The following is a 15,001-nucleotide window of genomic DNA, read 5'->3' as shown; positions in this document are numbered from 1 at the left end:
CGACTTTGCAAGACATAAGGTCCTCTTTTTTCACAAAGTTAGCATTTTGTCGGGGAAGTGACAAAAAAATTCCGTAATTTTGCAAATATTTATCTTCTATTCTCCTTTGGTTTTCAATTTCATGTAGTATGGAATCAATAAAGAACATAATTTTTGACCTCGGAGGCGTAGTCATTGACCTTGACCGCAGCCGTGCCGTCAAAGCTCTTTCCGATCTCGGAATAACGGACGCGGCTCGACTCCTCGGTGAGTATGAACAGAAAGGTCCTTTCCTAAAACTTGAGACCGGCGAGATCACCACCTCTCAATTGTTTGACACGTTGATGCCGATGTGCCGACCGGGCACCTCTGCCACCGACATTCGTGACGCTTTTGAAAAATTCCTCGTTGATCTACCCGCCGAACGGCTCGCAACCATACGCGAACTCCGCGAAAGAGGATTCCGGGTCTTTGTATTGTCAAATACAAATCCCCTGATGTATAACCATTGGATTGAGGAGAAATTCCGACAGGAGGGTGCCACCGTCAACGACTATTTTGACGGTATCGTAGTCTCATTCCAGGAACGCACATGCAAACCCGATCTACAGATATTCCTCAACCTCATAAAAAGATACGGGCTGGTGCCTTCGCAGACAATCATGCTTGATGATTCGGAGGCAAACTGCAAGGCTGCCATGTCGGTCGGACTGAATGCCCGGCAGATAAAGAAGGAGGGGAACGACTCGTTTAAATCAGTGTGTGAATATCTGCTGGAGAAAGGACCCGCGAAATGAGTGACAAGGCCGCCGTCATCGGCACTTTCGACGGTGTCCATCTCGGACATATCGCAGTGCTCCACAAGCTCAAGGAGGAGGCTGACAACCGGGGGCTTACGCCAATCGCAATTACGTTTGACCGCCATCCTCTCGCGCTAATCGACCCTCAGCGGGCACCCAAAGCGATCACGTCAATACCAAAGAAAGAGGAGCTTATTCTACGATCCGGAGTATTGCCGATTGTGATTCCGTTTGATGAGGAGCTACGTGCCACTTCTGCCGAGGATTGGATGCTGCGCCTGAAGAGGGAGCATGACGTCAGGATGCTCGTGGTAGGATATGACACCACTTTCGGATGCGACGGAATAGCCTACTCCATATCCGACTACAAGCGACTCGGCGAGAGATTGGGCATAGAAGTGATAGAGGCTCCCTTCGTGCCGGGCATCAGCAGCTCCGCCATCAGGAAGGCTATAGCAAACGGTGAAATCAAGGAGGCGAACGATATGCTCGGACGACATTTCTCTTTATCAGGCATAGTGGTGGCTGGCAACAGGCTGGGGCGCACTATCGGATATCCCACCGCCAACATAATGCCCTCACCGGGTATCGTGGTGCCTGCCAACGGGGTATATGCCGTAAAGATCACTCTCCCCGACGGGAAGAAAAGGGATGCAATGGTCAACATAGGGGTCAGACCCACTATAAGACGTGGAAACGAGAAGACTGTAGAAGCCCACATCATCGACTGGAATGGCGACCTTTACGGGAAATCTGTGACTCTCACGTTCTATTCCCGATTGAGAGACGAAATCGCCTTCAAATCAATCGACGCGCTGCGCAAGCAGCTTGATGCCGACCGTCTTGAAGTGATGAAATCGCTACGCAATTAATGGAATAAATGCAAAAATAACCGGTTTTTACGCAACTTATAAAAAAAAGTATCCGCCGATGCGACAAAACACCATAAATAATGGTTATATTTGCATAAGTAAACCTTTGCGGTCTCAACGGGACTTCCACCACATGACTCCCCCGATTCCGCCCCTATAAACATCGAGGATATGAACGACATAGAAATTATCAACTTTGCTACGACTCCAAGTCTCGTGAGCCGATACATGCGCGAATTGCGCGACATCTCAATACAGAAGGACTCTATGCGTTTTCGCCTGAACCTTCATAGAATAGGTGAAATCATGGCATACGAAATCTCCAAACGTCTTAATTATGTGCAGGAGAAAGTGCAGACCCCTCTCGGGTTTACGATGTGTCATGAGCCTGCCGACAAAATTGTGCTCGCCACAATCCTGCGTGCCGGATTGCCTTTCCATCAAGGGTTTCTGAATTTCTTCGATAATGCGGAAAATGCATTCGTCAGTGCCTACCGACGCTACAAGGAGAAATGCAGCGATAAGTTTGAGGTGCTTGTCGAATACATGGCTTCCCCGAATCTCGACGGCAAGACTCTGATTCTAATCGACCCGATGCTTGCTACGGGGAGTTCTATGGAGCTGGGATATAAGGCTCTTCTGAAAAAGGGGACGCCGGCAAGGGTGCACGTGGTCTCCGCAATATCATCCCGACAGGCGATAGAATATATCTGCAACACATTCCCGTCGGGCATCACTACGGTATGGACAGGTGCCATCGACCCGGAGATAAACCATCACAGCTATATCATACCCGGACTCGGCGATGCCGGCGACCTCGCCTTCGGGGTAAAGGAGGATGATTGACGCCCTCGCACCGTGAGGCAATCATCTTGCAGGAACATAGCTAATAACCTTATTTAATCCCATCCAATCCCGACGTGATTCTAAACAGTATCGACATCCTTAATTTCAAGAATATAGCCTCCGCCACCCTGGAATTTTCCAACGGTGTGAACTGCCTGCTCGGAATGAACGGCATGGGGAAGAGCAATCTGCTCGAGGCGATACACTTCCTATGTATGGCACGCCCCATGAATCCCCTGCCCGACAATGCCCTGATCCGGCATGGTGAGGAGATGCTGATCGTGAAGGGGAACTTCGCCTCTGACTCCGGCAATGCCGACACAATAGCCTGCGGAATCACTAAGGGGAAAGGGAAAAGCCTGAAGCGAAATGGCAAGGAGTATCGTAGATTCTCCGAGCATATCGGACGTTATCCGATCGTGACGGTCACTCCCGGCGATTCGATGCTCATAAGCGGTGCCGCAGAGGAGAGAAGGAAACTGATGGATATGGTCATATCTCAGGCGGATGCGGAATATCTCGCACAGCTGATACGCTACAACCGTTCGCTTGAAAGCAGAAACCGTATGCTGAGAGCCGGAGTGCGCGACGCTTTGCTGTTTGAATCGGTGGAGGCGGGGATAATTGATGCCGCTGCCGTCATTTTCGCCACAAGGGAGAAATGGATCACCACAATCGCACCGAAGGTGGAGGATTGCTATGCCCGACTATCCGGGCAGAGGGAGCGCGTGGAAATCGCTTACGCAAGCCAGCTGAAGGGGAAATCAATGGCTGAACTTCTGGAGGAACGACGACAGAAGGACGCCATATTGGGATACACTTCCGCCGGCATACATCGTGACGACATCGACACGCGCCTCGACGGCTACAGTCTCCGGAAACTCGGAAGCCAGGGGCAGGTAAAGACCTTCGCAATCGCATTGCGTCTCGCCATATTCGACTTCCTGAAGGAGGCGGGTGCCTCTACCCCTCTCCTGCTGCTCGATGACATTTTCGACAAGCTCGATTCTCACCGGGTGGAGAACATTATGCACGAAGTGACCGGCAATTCCACTTTCGGACAGATTTTCATCACCGACACCAACCGCAAGCATCTCGATGACATACTTGCCGGAGTGGAGGGTCCGTGCGCAATGCTGAACGTAAAAGACGGGGCATTCTCTCCCATCAACATAAAATGACATGGAAAGAAAGGAATCTCAAAGTATTGGCGACGTGCTTAGAATCGCATTCCAGGAGAACTGCATGCAGGACAGGCTCGACGAGATGAAGGCGATAAACCTATGGCCCGCAGTAATCGGGATGGAGAACGCCGCAGCCTGCCGACGTCCCACCGTATACGATGGTGTGATGACTGTCGGGGTGCCTAACGCGTCGCTCAGGCATGAACTCTCCATGAACCGCTCGGCTATCCGGAACGCTCTGAACAGCATGATCGGTAAAAATTCAATATCTGAAATACGTTTCATCTCATGAATCCAGAACTCATACCAAATCCCGATTTATTCCGCCACTCTGCGCCGATGCAAATACGGTTTAACGACGTGGACGTGCTCGGGCACATGAACAATACTGTCTATTTCACTCTCTACGACACTGCTAAGGCTGACTATTTCGCTGCCGTCAGAGGGGAGAAAATGGACTGGAAGCATGTCGACATCGTTGTCGCAAACGTAAACTGCGCATATATCGCCCCAATTTTCTTTGGGGAGGAGATTGAAGTGCTCACTGCATGCTCCTCAATATCTGAAAAAAGCTTTAAACTAATTCAGATGATACGGGAGAAAAACACTCTTGAACCCAAATCTTTCTGCGAGACCATAATGGTTAGCTTCAATCCGGAGACCCAGAAAGCCAGCGAGATGCCGGAAGTCTGGAAACGGATGCTCTGCGACTTTGAACAGAAAGACCTGATCAAGAGAAAGATGATGTAAGTGAGCCGCAATATTTCATATATCTATTATTATCATGACCAAAAACGAGCAAATATCTGACAGGTTGAAGTCAATACTGGATGCCGAGGCGAAAGCCATCAGCGAAATCCCGATTTCCGAGAATTATTCCAATGCGGTGAATCTTATAGTGGAAAAAGTGAACCGACAGGGGGGTAAACTCGTTACTTCTGGTATGGGGAAAGCCGGGCAAATAGCAATGAATATCGCCACGACTTTCTGTTCGACCGGAACTCCCGCCGTATTCCTTCATCCTTCTGAAGCTCAACACGGCGACCTCGGTATCCTCCAGAGCAACGACGTGCTGCTGCTTCTCAGCAACTCCGGAAAGACTCGGGAAATACTTGAGCTTGTCGAACTCGCGAAAGCCCTCTATGCCGATATCCCGTTTATTGTCATTACCGGCGACCCTGACTCCCCTCTCGCTCATGCCGCCGACCTCGCTTTGTTCACCGGGGCGGCACCGGAAGTGTGTCCGTTGGGACTGACTCCAACCACCTCCACAACGATGATGACCGTGATAGGCGACCTTCTCGTAGTCGCAACAATGGAGGCTATCGGATTCACAGCTGCCGACTATGCAAAACGGCATCATGGCGGCTACCTCGGACATAAATCGAAGGAAGCCTCTAAATCTGCTAATAACAATATCACAATATGACACAAATTGAGATACCCCTGAAGTTTGACAACTTCCCGAAGCAATCCGAGGAATTAAGGATTCTTAAGGAAGTAAACGATGGTCGCGCCGAAGCCGGAAAGCTTATGGCGGACGAGAGAGTGATGGATGCCCTCCAGAAATCTATCGAAGGTTTAAGGGTAATGAGGGAATTTCCCGACTTCAACAACACGGAATTCCGTGCCCTGCTCGTAGCCGTGATTTTCGACCTCGCCGAGATTCATTTCCAGCTGAAGGATTACAAACAGAGTGAAAAGGAACTCGACACCCTGTTTAAAGTGCTTGACTCGCTCGTGAAAAATGATGAGGAGCGTTTCGGCAAGCTGCATATCCTCGCCATGGAGCTATCCACAAGAATCCTGAGATCAAGAAAAAAGGCTCTTGACCTTCTCGTCAAACAGCAGATAAATGCTGCCGCTCTTTATGAAAAGGTAAATTCCGGGGTAGCTGCCGCCACTGACAGGCTCGTTGACTCGCTTAGCAACGTGGCGCAGCTTCTCGCTTCAACCGGCGACCTGAAAGGGGCTCTCAAATTCTATTCCGAGGCAATAAAATTCTCTAAGAAACGCACCGGAAGAGTGACACGGAAGGAGATTAAGCTGACTATAGAGATGGCGGAAATAATGATGAGGATTAAGCAGATGAGACCGCGTGCGCTACGGCTCCTCAATGCAATCCTGCCTCATGCAATCGCCCTTGAGACCCTCGAACTGGAGAGAGACATACTTTCTCTTAAATCGCTCATAGAATCCGAACCCGACAATGAGCCTAAATGGAAGAATTTCTTCCATCAGCTGACCGTATCAGCAAAGGCTAAATTGAAGAAATTCAGCAAAAGTGAAACTGCTGAGAATAAGGGCACGGACGAGAGCGAGACTCAGGAATAGGAAAATGCGAATAACCTCAACAGCAGCATTATGTCAACAATACTGAACACGAACGGCACCGCCCTACAGGTGCCGCAACTGATGCCGCAAGCCGACGGACGTTTTATCATAATCACGGCTGACTGGAATCCTAAAGTGACCTACGCACTGCGCGACGGAGCCACCGACGTGCTTGAAAAAGCCGGGGTGAAACCGGAAAATATAGTCTGCCTATCAGTGCCGGGCACTGTAGAGCTCGTCAACGCTGCAGCCGTGGCAATCGACTCCGTGAAGAACGGAATGCCTACTGCTGCGGTCATCGTTATCGGATGCGTGATCCGTGGAGACACACCACATTTCGACTATGTATGCCAGATTGCGGCGCAAGGCACCGCCGAACTGAACGCCAAGGGGAAAGCCCCCGTGATTTTCGGAGTCCTTACTGTCGACAACCTACAGCAGGCTCTCGACCGCGCCGGAGGAGTACTTGGCAACAAGGGCGCAGAGGCGGCATGTGCCGCTATTTATATGGCGAACTTCCCACACCTGCTCTGACCGTACAGCTGAAAAGAGTGTCTAAGACTACTATTTATACCACATACCGTCCCGACCATCATTTGGACCGGACGGTATTTTTTTAACACTTATATCCCCCTTTTTTAACTTTCATATACTAATATTTAGACTATTACCCTCGTTTCTATATCAGAAAAAGGGAGATTAAAACTCTCCCATATCCATAACATGATTTGTCGGCAATCGTCCAAAGCCTTTATGACCCTATAAGGCTCAAGCCGGAGAAAACGACACCGACATCTGACCATTCTACCATCCTTTTTTACTATTATCCATAAAAACAGCAACAACCATGTTTTACCATTTTCATCATGACAATGCCGGGGCTTTCAACACCCCTGACTCCTACTATTCCGATTCCAATATCGGCAATACTAACAATGTCGAATATGCCGTGAGCGGAATCACAGAAAACTTTTTTTCATGACTTAGATATGTTTTTTCAATACCTTGGTCTTTTTATACTACAAACATAATTGTCTAAATTTTGGGTTATATACATTAGTAATTTCTATCATCTGCCGAAGATACGGAAGCCAAAAGGCTCCCTGGATTCTCTCCCGCATTAATCTCGGAGTCTTTGGAGTCTGACGCAGGGAAAAACCGGTCACCGTGAGGTGAGCGGTTTTTTTGTTTGTATTCTGTTTTTTATTAATTTTGTAGTGTACTTTACATTTTTTCTGTCACACCTCTTTTTTTGATAAGTTTATCATGACTAAATATCTCTCTCAGACTCCGGAAGAAGAAGACCAGATGGTCGAAAATGCTTTTCATGAGGTGCTCGAGGCTTATCTCGCAAGCAACCATCGGAAAAAAGTGGAAATTATCGAGCGTGCATACCGCTTCGCGAAAAATGCCCATAAAGGCATACGTCGGAGAAGCGGTGAGCCATACATTCTGCACCCGATCGCCGTCGCGAAAATCGTCATTTCCGAGCTCGGACTCGGATCAACCTCGATTTGCGCCGCACTGCTGCACGACGTGATTGAAGACACGGAGTTCACGAGAGAAGATATTGAAGCGGATTTCGGCACGAAAGTCGCAGACATAGTGGAGGGGCTGACTAAGATTTCCGGCGGCATATTCGGCGACAAGGCATCCATTCAAGCTGAGAATTTCCGTAAGCTACTGCTCTCAATGTCGTCTGACATCCGGGTGATTCTCATTAAAATGGCGGACAGACTTCACAACATGAGGACTCTCGGGGCAATGAGACCGGAAAAGCAATATAAAATTGCCGGAGAGACCCTGTATATCTATGCGCCACTCGCTCACCGTCTCGGTCTATTCAAGATAAAACTTGAGCTGGAGGATCTCGCCTTCAAATATGAGCACCCCACGCAATATGCCGAGATTATGGAGAAGCTGAGCGAGACAGCCGATCATCGTGAAAAGATTGTGGAGGAATTCGTCAGGCCCGTAAGGAAGATGCTTGATGATGCCGGATTCAAGTATGAGATCAAGGCTCGTGTGAAGAGCGCATACTCCATATTCAACAAGATGCAGACCAAGAAGATCCCTTTTGAGGAGATCTACGACATATATGCTGTAAGGGTGATTTTTGAGAATGACGACGATGCCTTGGAGAAGATTCGCTGCTGGCAGATATACACATTCTTCACCGACGGACATCGTGTGCATCCCGACCGACTACGCGACTGGACAAGCATCCCGAAAGCCAACGGATACCGTGCGCTTCACCTCACGGCAATGGGACCGGAGGGGAAATGGATTGAGGTGCAGATACGTTCCAGGAAAATGGATGAGATTGCCGAACTCGGATATGCCGCACATTGGAAATACAAGACCGGAGTGCAGGAAGACGACAGCGAACTTGATTCATGGATGAACACCGTGAAGGATATTCTCGCAAATCCCGAACCCAACGCCATTGATTTCCTCGACACAATAAAGCTGAACCTCTTTGCTTCGGAAATATACGTGTTCACGCCTAAAGGCGACCTCATAACTCTCCCTGCCGGATCGACTGTGCTCGACATGGCATTCTCCATACACTCCCAGGTGGGCACCCATTGTCTCGCCGGAAAAATAAGCCATAAGCTCGTGCCGTTGTCACACAAGCTTGACAGTGGCGACCAGGTGGAGATAATCACCTCCGATTCCCAATATCCACAACCCGAATGGATTGAATTCTGTAATTCCGCAAAGGCTAAAAACCGCCTCCGCTCAATACTGCGTAAGGACCGTAAGGTGCTTCTCGAGAAGGGGAAACGGATTTTTGAGGAGTGTCTCGCCAAAGAGAATATACAGTCTTCCAATCAGATAATCACAAAGATTCTTGGAAATCATCATCTGCAAAGCCGCGACGACCTTTATATGATGCTGGCTAATGATGAGATCAACATCTCTCATAAAGAATTGAAAGACCTCATCTCAACCCGCAAGTCGCTCATGAAGAAGCTGCTCCGGAATCCATTCTCCTCAAAGAAGGATGGCGACAACCAGATGAAACAGCCGGTGAACCGTAAGGAGGTATACACTCTTCGTCCCGACGACTCCACTCCGAATTATCGGTTGGAGTCTTGCTGCTCACCTATTCCCGGCGACGATGTGTTTGGGTTTGTAGATGAGGATGAGAACGTGGTGGTGCATAAGATTGATTGTCCGGTGGCAATGAGGCTGAAAAGCGCATACGGATCAAGACTGGTCGCAACAAGCTGGGGAGGGATAGCAAAACGTTTCTCTGCCGTGATAAGCATCGATGGCATCGACCGGCATGGCATTCTCGAAGAGATCACCGCCACTATATCTACGAAAATGAACATCAACATCAGGAGCCTCAACATCGCGGCAAAACAGGAGGTGTTCCACTGCGACTTGACCGTGCTCATCGACACGGCAGAAACGGTGGGCGCAATATGTGACGCCCTGAAACATATAAAGGGCGTCAAGTTCGCCCATCGCATTTCTTAACGCTAATTCTTTTAAATCATGTGGAGTAATATTTTCTCTCGATTAAATCTCATACGGTTTGGAATCGCAATTATCTCTGTGATTGCAATCGTCATAACCCTCCCTCGCACCGACCATCAAAGTTTCTCTTATGAGCTGAACCAGCCTTGGAAATATCCATTGCTCACCGCTGATTTCGACATGCCTATCCTTCGTGATTCCGTATCTGCGCGTGCCATGCGCGACAGCATCGACAAGGTGTTCATACCTTTTGTTAAGAGGAATGACGACATCAAGAAGGAGAATATCGATAAATTCACCCAACTTCTCTCGCATAACGCCAATCCGCAACAGACGCAATCGCTCCTGAAGCTGATGAACAAGGTCTACGATAATGGGCTTCTCGATTCAAGGGTATACGCCGGACTTGAAGCAAGGAATGACAAGCGACTCCGGCTCGTGGTAAATGAAAACGACAAGAAGACTGTGGTAAGCATCGATGCCTCAGATATGCTGTCGCCGGCAAAGGCTTACGCAATGATTGATTCCATATATCATTCCCACTCAAATGCAGAAGGACATCTTAACAGCGACATACAGAAGGCCATAAACCTATGCCTGAATGCCAACATTGTAATCGACTCCTTGACCGACTACAAATACCGTAGCCAGGAATATCTCAACGTGACCGGCGCGATGGGCATAATCAAAAAGGGACAGAGAATCGTAGACAGAGGCGAAATTATCAACCGACAGATCTTTACGAATCTCAACACTTATCAAGAGATGATGGTGTCGAGGCAGTCAGAGACCAACCACACCTACTTCATAATCGGGCAAGCCATGTATATAATCCTGATTATAAGCATCCTCTACATATTCTTAAGCCTGTACAGATCAAGATTCTTCGGGAATATCCGTAAGATGTCGTTCCTGATGTCGTTCACCACCCTATTCATCCTTTTCGCTATCTTGATGTGTGAATATTTCACGAATGGCATATATCTCATCCCATTTGCGGCCGTTCCCGTGATAATACTCGTATTCTTCGATTCCCGCACCGCCATATTCTCACTGCTGACAACCGTGCTGATATCGGCTCTTGTTGCCACTTATCAGTTCCAGTTCATTTTCATGGAGTTTGTAGTGGGTCTCGCCGCCACTTTCAGCCTGCGTCAACTGAGCCGCAGGTCGCAGCTGCTGCGCACTGCGGTGTTATCCTTCATCTCATACGTAGCTACTTACTTCACAATCTGCCTTATCACGGAAGGGAATCTGTCGCAGTTCTCCCTCAAGATGATAGGCACCTTCGCCATAAACTCAGTCATCCTCTCTTTCGCATATATCCTTATCCTTGTGATTGAGAAGCTCTTCGGCTTCACATCGACTGTGACGCTCGTCGAGCTTAGCGACATCAACAATAAGCTTCTGCAACGTCTCGCTACAGAAGCCCCGGGCACGTTCCAACATTCAATCCAGGTATCTACTCTTGCTTCTGAAGCTGCAAGGGCAATCGGTGCAAATTCAACCATGGTGCGTACAGGTGCGCTATACCACGACATAGGCAAGATGACAAGCCCTATATTCTTTACCGAAAACCAGCACGGGGTGACGCCTCATGCCGGTCTTGACCCGGAGACGAGTGCGCATAAGATAATCTCCCACGTCACGGAAGGCGTGAACCTTGCGTCAAAGGCGAAATTACCTGAGGTGATAAAAGAATTCATCAGGGAGCATCACGGACGCGGACTCGCTAAATATTTCTACACCACCGCCGTCAATGAGAATCCGGATAAGGTCATCGACAAGTCTAAATTCCAGTATCCCGGACCAAACCCGCAGTCAAAAGAGACGGCGATTCTGATGATGGCCGATGCCGTGGAGGCTGCTTCCAGAAGTCTGAAGGACTATACCCCCGCATCTATCGACAATCTTGTGGACAGGATCATAGACTCACAGATACAAGACGGACTGCTTAAAGAGGCTCCCATCTCTATGCGCGACATTGAGACGGTGAAACGCACTTTCAAGACCCGCCTGTCCACGATATATCATTCCAGAGTGGCATATCCTGAAATGAAGAAGAACACTGCCACAGCCGAGGAACTCAAGAAAAATTCAACTCTTGCATCCCCTTTGGCTGACAAACAGATAGAAGAGAATAGCGATTCATCTGATTCTTCTGAAAACAATAATTAAGAAAAAAATAGGATTAAACGTTAAATATTTCTCAATCAAGAAACGTTCTAATTTTAGATACAGGTCCTCATCTGTGCCTTTATCGTAAACTAATGTTAGAAAATAAGACAATGATAAAGAATATTTGCAAGCATCTGCATATAATCATAATCTCAGCATTTGCGTTATCCTTATCCGTAGCATACGCACAGACGTCAGTGCCATCTGCCGCTGCTGCAAGCAAACGGAAAATAACAGTGGAGAAACCGGATCTCAATAAAATCAAGGATGAGACGCTTAACCCCGGGAGTCCGTTCTATTTTCCCAAGCTGATGAAGAAATATACCCGCAACGACACCACAATGACAAACGAGGAATACCGATATTTCTATCTTGGGTATATGTTTCAGGAGGATTATGACCCCTACCGCACATCCCCCTATTCCGGCATCACGGATGAACTGCGCATGAAGGCAACCCACTCAAAGGAGGAGATCGACACCATAAGGAAATATGCCGAGCTATCTCTCCATGATAATCCTTTCGACCTGCGTCAGATGTCGTTTCTCATCCACGTGTTGAAGGAGAAACGTAAGGATATGAGTGCAAAGATTTGGGAATACAGGCTTGAGCATCTGCTCGGCGCGATAAAGAGCACCGGCACCGGTGAGGATATCGAAAACGCTTGGTACGTCATTTACCCGATGCATGAATACGACATGGTGCAGCTCCTCGGATATGAGGCAACTGATGCACAATTCATTGATCCGGGATACGACTACCTCTCAGTAATGCCTGAGGAGGAGACGGCAAAACGTCTGAAGGATAAAGTAGCAAAAGGCTTCTATTTCAATGTGGAGGTGCCACAGTCGCAATACGAACTGAAGCATCCGGAAAGTCTGTCGTCTGCCGACGACGCTCCGGCTGAATAATCAATTGAATAAATTTTTAATGATATGAGTGATAACACACGTGAAGTGGTAGGTCCCGGTAAATTTGTGACCTACTCCTACAAACTTTATAATGATGCAAACGGAGAGCTCCTTTTTGAGGCAACCTCAAAGGCTCCGGACGAGATGGTGTATGGCGTCAGCCAGGAAGTCGTGCCCGGATTGGTGGCTACGCTGAAGGATCTCGGCAAAGGCGACAAATTTGATGTCACCCTACCCCCTGTAGCTGCTTTCGGCGACAGAAGTCCGGAATATGAGCTGACCCTTGACCCGCAAATCTTCATGCGCGATGGCAAACTCGCCGAAGAGGTGAAGGTTGGTGCCGCTCTGCCAATGATGACAGCTGAAGGCTACCGTATTGAGGGTCGTGTGACAGAGATAGGCGACAAAATCAAGATGGACTTCAACCATCCGTTTGCCGGAATGACAGTAAGATACGAAGGCGTCGTGGAAGACGTGCGCGAGGCAACACCCGAAGAGCTTAATCCCTCCACAGGATGCGGCGGTTGCGGAGGAGGATGTGGAAGCTGCGGAAGCGACAGCGACTCATCCGGCTGCTGCGGTGGCGGTTGCGGCGGCTGCTGATCCCCTCGGCAATACATGAATACCATGTTTTACCATGATATAACATGATACAACATGGTATATCATGATAAATCATGATAAAAAACCAAAAGGGCAAGGAAAGAATCTTTCTTTGCCCTTTTGGTTATCCGAAAAAAACATTGTCAACGACGTCTCTTCTTCGATTTCTTCTTTGTGGATTTCTTTGTCGCACTCTTCGGAGGGATTACGAGAGTCTTGCCGGCACGAAGCGCATCGGATTTCATTCCGTTCGCCCTCTTTATGGCATCTACGGTGACTCCATATTTCCTCGCTATCGTGGATAGACTCTCTCCGTTGCGTATCTTGTGGGAAGTTGGCTTCTGTGCCTTAGGCTTAGCCTGTTTTGCCGGCTGCTGCTTCTGCTTTGTCTGCTTGGAGGCAGTCTTACCCGTCACGGCTGCTACAGTATTCTCCATCCTCTCCTGCGGAGTCTCTACGGATATACGCAACTGCTGACCTACCCTGACCGCATTACGGCGAAGATTGTTATTGCTCTTTATCTCCTCCGGGGTCACACCATACCGCTGGGCTATCGAGGCAAGACTCTCTCCCGCCGCCACCTTGTGTATGACAACAGAAGATTTACCCTGAGCCGTAGCTATCGCCACGTCTTCCTCTCCCTCATCCTTGCCCCAGGCATTCCCATCCTCCACGGCAAGCATCGCATCGGCAGGCACCTCACCCGGATCAACCGTCGTGCGACGACCATATTTGTCGGATTCGTAGGCATGAATCTGATCCTCACTCATCAGATAAGCATGAATCTGCTGGGAGGGAAGGATAAACGTGTAAGGCGACTCCGGAGTGCCTGGTATAACGTCTGCCCTGAACTGGGGATTCAATATCCGGAGATCCTCGACCGGAATGTTGAGCACCTTCGATATCTGATTGAAATGAACCCTGTCGGTAATCTGGAGAGTATCCATCACCAACGGCTTCACCGGCAATACCGGCGAGATATTATGCTTGGGATAATACTCCATCACGTAATTCGTGGCGATAAACATCGGCACGTATCCCCTTGTCTCCGGAGAGAGATAATTATATATCGACCAGAAGTCAAGATCCTTGGCATCCGCTCCGGCGCGACGTATCGCCTTGTTAACGTTACCGGGTCCGCAGTTATACGCCGCAATAGCAAGCGACCAGTCGCCATATACGGCATACAGATCCTTCAGATAGGCTGCCGCACGCTCCGACGACACGTAGGGATCCCTTCTCTCATCCACGAGTGAGTTCACTTCCAGTCCAAGACCTTTAGCCGTCCCCAACATAATCTGCCAGAGACCTGTGGCTCCATGCTTCGACACAGCATTCGGGTCAAGACCCGACTCAATGATGGGGAGATACTTCAATTCAAGGGGAAGTCCCTGCTCCTCAAGAGCCTGCTCAAATATAGGCATATAATAGAGACTCATGCCAAGGAGAGCGGCGACCTGCTCACGCCCGCGCTTAGTGTATCGTTCGATATAATTGCGCACTATCTGATTATAGGGCATCTCTATCACTGTCGGAAGGGATGCCAGACGCTTCGTAAGCTCCTCGTCGCTGACTTCCACATCCTTCTCCGTGGCATAACGCGTGTCGGTGGCTGTATAATTCTTCATAAACCATCCTTCAAGCATCTTATGGGTGTCAGCCTCAAAACTCTCGGGATAAACGATCTCAGAGTCTGTGATGTTGTGCTTCAGGTCAAATACATTTGCATTTTTGCCGCCTTTGGCAAATCCTGCCAATGAGACTGCCGCAAGAAATGCAGCTATGAATATTTTTCTTTTCATCTG

General features: G+C 48.8%; 15 protein-coding genes. 14 read left to right on the top strand and 1 reads right to left on the bottom strand.

Annotated elements, in window-relative coordinates; translation table 11 throughout:
* The first annotated feature begins 128 nt into the window (after positions 1–128).
* The 14 genes from E5331_RS12595 (at position 129) to E5331_RS12535 (ending at position 13,196) form a co-directional block, all read left to right on the top strand.
* Positions 129–776 carry an HAD family hydrolase gene (locus E5331_RS12595; protein ID WP_135985230.1) on the top strand — a complete coding sequence of 216 codons (648 nt, stop codon included), beginning with the start codon at positions 129–131 and terminating at the stop codon, positions 774–776.
* Positions 773–1,651 (top strand): riboflavin biosynthesis protein RibF, encoded by an 879-nt coding sequence (ribF, locus tag E5331_RS12590; RefSeq protein ID WP_123483840.1) that lies wholly within the window; start codon positions 773–775, stop codon positions 1,649–1,651. The genes E5331_RS12595 and ribF overlap by 4 nt, the downstream gene beginning before the upstream one ends.
* A 180-nt stretch (positions 1,652–1,831) precedes the next feature.
* Positions 1,832–2,497 carry a uracil phosphoribosyltransferase gene (gene upp, locus E5331_RS12585; protein ID WP_135985324.1) on the top strand — a complete coding sequence of 222 codons (666 nt, stop codon included), beginning with the start codon at positions 1,832–1,834 and terminating at the stop codon, positions 2,495–2,497.
* Positions 2,498–2,571: 74 nt separating this feature from the next.
* On the top strand, positions 2,572–3,678 hold the full coding sequence (recF, locus tag E5331_RS12580) for a DNA replication/repair protein RecF (protein WP_168355229.1): 1,107 nt from the start codon (positions 2,572–2,574) through the stop codon (positions 3,676–3,678).
* A 1-nt stretch (position 3,679) separates the two neighbouring features.
* The gene (locus E5331_RS12575) at positions 3,680–3,973 is read left to right on the top strand and encodes a DciA family protein (protein ID WP_123483842.1); all 294 of its coding nucleotides are present in this window, start codon (positions 3,680–3,682) and stop codon (positions 3,971–3,973) included.
* On the top strand, positions 3,970–4,431 hold the full coding sequence (locus E5331_RS12570) for an acyl-CoA thioesterase (protein ID WP_123483843.1): 462 nt from the start codon (positions 3,970–3,972) through the stop codon (positions 4,429–4,431). Before E5331_RS12575 ends, E5331_RS12570 begins: the two co-directional genes overlap by 4 nt.
* 34 nt (positions 4,432–4,465) lie before the next feature.
* The gene (locus E5331_RS12565; RefSeq protein ID WP_123483844.1) at positions 4,466–5,110 is read left to right on the top strand and encodes an SIS domain-containing protein; all 645 of its coding nucleotides are present in this window, start codon (positions 4,466–4,468) and stop codon (positions 5,108–5,110) included.
* The gene (locus tag E5331_RS12560) at positions 5,107–6,015 is read left to right on the top strand and encodes a hypothetical protein (RefSeq protein WP_135985225.1); all 909 of its coding nucleotides are present in this window, start codon (positions 5,107–5,109) and stop codon (positions 6,013–6,015) included. The genes E5331_RS12565 and E5331_RS12560 overlap by 4 nt, the downstream gene beginning before the upstream one ends.
* Positions 6,016–6,045: 30 nt before the next feature.
* Positions 6,046–6,549: a 6,7-dimethyl-8-ribityllumazine synthase gene (gene ribH / locus E5331_RS12555; protein ID WP_135985223.1), complete on the top strand. Its 504-nt coding sequence runs from the start codon at positions 6,046–6,048 to the stop codon at positions 6,547–6,549.
* 313 nt (positions 6,550–6,862) lie between these two features.
* Complete coding sequence (locus tag E5331_RS20755; RefSeq protein WP_275441204.1) at positions 6,863–6,997, top strand: hypothetical protein; 135 nt, start codon at positions 6,863–6,865, stop codon at positions 6,995–6,997.
* Positions 6,998–7,281: 284 nt separating this feature from the next.
* A complete protein-coding gene (locus E5331_RS12550) occupies positions 7,282–9,504 on the top strand; it encodes a RelA/SpoT family protein (RefSeq protein WP_135985221.1) in 2,223 nt (740 codons plus the stop codon).
* An 18-nt stretch (positions 9,505–9,522) separates the two neighbouring features.
* The gene (locus tag E5331_RS12545; RefSeq protein ID WP_123483848.1) at positions 9,523–11,682 is read left to right on the top strand and encodes an HD family phosphohydrolase; all 2,160 of its coding nucleotides are present in this window, start codon (positions 9,523–9,525) and stop codon (positions 11,680–11,682) included.
* 110 nt (positions 11,683–11,792) lie between these two features.
* The gene (locus E5331_RS12540) at positions 11,793–12,593 is read left to right on the top strand and encodes a DUF4919 domain-containing protein (protein ID WP_168355228.1); all 801 of its coding nucleotides are present in this window, start codon (positions 11,793–11,795) and stop codon (positions 12,591–12,593) included.
* Between the two features lie 24 nt (positions 12,594–12,617).
* Complete coding sequence (locus E5331_RS12535; RefSeq protein WP_123483850.1) at positions 12,618–13,196, top strand: FKBP-type peptidyl-prolyl cis-trans isomerase; 579 nt, start codon at positions 12,618–12,620, stop codon at positions 13,194–13,196.
* A gap of 143 nt (positions 13,197–13,339) precedes the next feature.
* On the opposite strand, the gene E5331_RS12530 is transcribed toward E5331_RS12535, so the two are convergent.
* A complete protein-coding gene (locus tag E5331_RS12530; protein WP_123483851.1) occupies positions 13,340–14,998 on the bottom strand; it encodes a lytic transglycosylase domain-containing protein in 1,659 nt (552 codons plus the stop codon).
* Positions 14,999–15,001: the final 3 nt, after the last annotated feature.

Origin of the sequence: Lepagella muris, assembly GCF_004793975.1 — a bacterium.
Lineage (GTDB): Bacteria > Bacteroidota > Bacteroidia > Bacteroidales > Muribaculaceae > Lepagella > Lepagella muris.
This window is presented reverse-complemented; position numbering and strand designations above follow the sequence as displayed.